Here is a 2,920-nt window from a genome sequence, read left to right on the forward strand (position 1 = left end):
TTCAGTATGGTTTGGAAGATTTTGCCCGGGACGCCGCCGGAGCCGGGGTGGACGGTCTGATCGTACCCGACCTGCCATTTGAAGAGAGCGAAGAACTGCTGGGATATACCGATCACTACGGGCTCGCCCTCATACCCCTGGTAGCTCCCACCACCACTGAAAAAAGGCTGGCCGCCATGGCTTCGGCAGCCAGGGGCTTTGTCTACTGCGTTTCGGTTACCGGAGTAACCGGTGCCCGGGAGGAGATTCACACCGACCTGGCGAAATTCATGGGGAAGGTGCGGAGGTACATAAAGCTCCCCTGCGCCATCGGTTTCGGCATTGCCGGTCCGGTGCAGGCTGCCGCGGTAGCACCGTACTGTGATGCCATGGTGGTGGGCAGCGCCATCGTCGACCTGGTGGCCCGGGCGGGTACGGGTGATCCCGCACCGGCGGTAGCTGCCCTGGTCAAGGATATCAAGTACGCTATCGAAAAGTGTGCCTGATGTCCAAAGGGTTGTTTAAGGAGGTTTGCACCTTGCCTGCCTATGAACTGGCTGGCCGGGAACGCCGGCCGCAAAACACTGTGATTGATCTAAAAACCTGCCGCCTGGGGGATGGTCAGGTGGTTATAATTGCTGGCCCCTGTGCCGTAGAGAGTGAAGAACAGATGCTGGCGCTGGCCTCGACTCTCAAGGACATGGGGGTACATATCTTGAGGGGAGGGGCTTTCAAACCCCGCACTTCCCCCTATTCCTTCCAGGGACTGGGAGAAGAGGGCCTGCGGATTTTGGCCCGTGCCCGGGAATTGACCGGTTTGCCCGTAGTTACTGAGGTCACCGACGTCCGTTACCTGGACCTGGTTTTGAAATACAGTGATATTTTGCAAATCGGCAGCCGCAACATGCAAAACTTCGGCTTGCTGCGGGAAGTCGGAAGGCTCGATTGTCCCGTTTTGCTTAAACGAGGATTTGCCGCCACCATTGAAGAGTGGCTCCTGGCTGCCGAGTATGTTATGGCCGGGGGCAACCACAAAGTTATCCTGTGCGAACGGGGCATACGTACCTTCGAGACCTACACGCGCAACACTCTTGATATAAACGCCATTCCTGCTGTTAAAGAGCTTTCCCACCTGCCTGTAATCGCGGACCCCAGCCATGGCACGGGACGACGTTCCCTGGTAGCTCCGGTGGCCCGGGCGGCGGTGGCAGCGGGAGCCGACGGACTGATGCTGGAAGTCCACCCCTGTCCTGAAGAAGCCCTTTCCGATGGTCCCCAGTCCCTGTTTCCCGCACAACTGGAACGGCTGATCTCCGAACTCCGTCCTCTGGCTGAAAGCCTGGGCCGCAGGCTGTAAGAGGCGGTTGTCATAAAAGCGTTGCCAGCGATTGTAGCATATGCTAAGATAAAATTGTTGCAGGATGGTAGTACGGTAGGGGAGGGATGGTCTTTGTTCGGGTTGACCTTTCGGGCACCTCCTTAAAAGGGTGCCCTCTTCAGTTTCGCGGGTAAAATAGTGGTAGTACAGAAGTACGGGAGGTTAAAAAGATGATTATCGTCATGCAACAGGGCGCAACCGCTGAGCAGGTAGAAGCGGTGATAGCACGGCTGCAAAAGAGTGGTTTTGAAATACACCTCTCCCGGGGGGTCGAACGGACCATCATCGGGATCATTGGCGACCGCACCCGCCTGGGAGACATGGCCCTGGAAGCCATGCCCGGTGTGGAAAAAGTAATGCCGGTGGTTCAACCATACAAGCTGGCCAGCCGGGCCTTCCATCCTGAAGACAGCGTGATTATGGTGGGGGACCTGGCCATTGGTGGGCAGGATATCCATGTGATGGCCGGCCCCTGTGCCGTGGAGAGCCGGGAACAGCTGCTGGAGGCAGCCCGGCAGGTCAAGGCTGCCGGGGCTACCATTTTACGGGGAGGTGCCTATAAACCCCGTACTTCCCCATATTCCTTTCAAGGGCTGGAAGAGGAAGGGTTAAAGCTTCTGGCTGAGGCCCGGGAAATCACCGGGCTGAAAGTAGTCACCGAAGTGATGGATGCACGTACCCTGCCCCTGGTGGCGGAATACGCGGACATTTTACAGATCGGTGCCCGGAACATGCAGAATTTCTTTCTCCTGCGGGAAGTGGCCAGGTTTGATAAACCTGTCCTTTTGAAACGCGGTCTTTCATCTACCATTGAAGAATGGCTCATGGCAGCAGAATATATCATGTCCGGAGGCAACCACAAGGTTATCCTGTGCGAGCGGGGCATCCGTACTTTTGAAAACTACACCCGCAACACCCTGGATCTCACCGCCGTACCTGTAGTCAAATACTTGAGCCACCTGCCTGTAGTGGTAGACCCCAGTCATGGCATCGGTAAATGGCGATTTGTACCCGTTATGGCCCGGGCGGCAGTTGCCGCCGGTGCCGATGGCCTGCTGGTAGAGGTACACCCCAACCCGGCGGAAGCCCTGTGTGACGGCCCACAGTCCCTCACTCCGGAAAACTTCGCCCAGATGATGAGGGAGTTGCAACGTGTAGCCCGGGCGGTAAACCGCCAGCTGGCCGGGGGAACTGCGGATGTTTGACCGCGTGACCATCATCGGCGTGGGGTTGATAGGCGGTTCGTTAGGCCTGGCCCTGCGCCGCCGGTCGCTGGCCCGCAGGGTGATAGGGGTGGATAAAAACCCGGAAAACCTTTACCTGGCCCGGGAATCAGGGGCTGTACACGAAACCTCGTTTGATGCTGCAGAAGCGGTCGCCGGCTCGGAACTGGTCATACTGGCCACCCCGGTTGGAGAAACCGTGCCCGTCCTGAACCGCCTGAAATCTTATCTTTCGCCTGAGACGGTGGTCACGGATGTGGGCAGTACCAAGGAAGAAATATGTACCCGGGCAGCAGGCATAATGCCTGCAAAAACATGGTTTGTGGGAGGCCACCCCATG

The 2,920-nt window shown here is 57.6% G+C and carries 4 protein-coding genes; all 4 read left to right on the forward strand.

The genetic code is table 11. The features are described from left to right. A partial coding sequence (trpA, locus tag ACPLUI_RS13345) for a tryptophan synthase subunit alpha (protein WP_424660741.1) occupies positions 1 to 485 on the forward strand: 485 nt, incomplete at its 5' end. Next, a complete protein-coding gene (aroF, locus tag ACPLUI_RS13350) occupies positions 485 to 1,336 on the forward strand; it encodes a 3-deoxy-7-phosphoheptulonate synthase (protein ID WP_424660742.1) in 852 nt (283 codons plus the stop codon). The genes trpA and aroF (ACPLUI_RS13350), both read left to right, overlap by 1 nt. A gap of 191 nt (positions 1,337 to 1,527) precedes the next feature. Further along, positions 1,528 to 2,562, forward strand: coding sequence for a 3-deoxy-7-phosphoheptulonate synthase (gene aroF, locus ACPLUI_RS13355; protein ID WP_424660743.1), 1,035 nt, complete (start codon positions 1,528 to 1,530; stop codon positions 2,560 to 2,562). Continuing rightward, the coding region (locus tag ACPLUI_RS13360) for a prephenate dehydrogenase (protein WP_424660744.1) at positions 2,555 to 2,920 on the forward strand (366 nt) is incomplete at its 3' end. The genes aroF (ACPLUI_RS13355) and ACPLUI_RS13360, both read left to right, overlap by 8 nt.

This window comes from Desulfofundulus sp. (assembly GCF_049701015.1).
GTDB lineage: Bacteria > Bacillota > Desulfotomaculia > Desulfotomaculales > Desulfovirgulaceae > Desulfofundulus.

Bases quoted from the DNA above. Each gene is read 5' to 3' on its own strand.
- aroF (WP_424660742.1), top strand. From the start codon at position 485: ATGTCCAAAGGGTTGTTTAAGGAGGTTTGCACCTTGCCTGCCTATGAA.
- aroF (WP_424660743.1), top strand. From the start codon at position 1,528: ATGATTATCGTCATGCAACAGGGCGCAACCGCTGAGCAGGTAGAAGCG.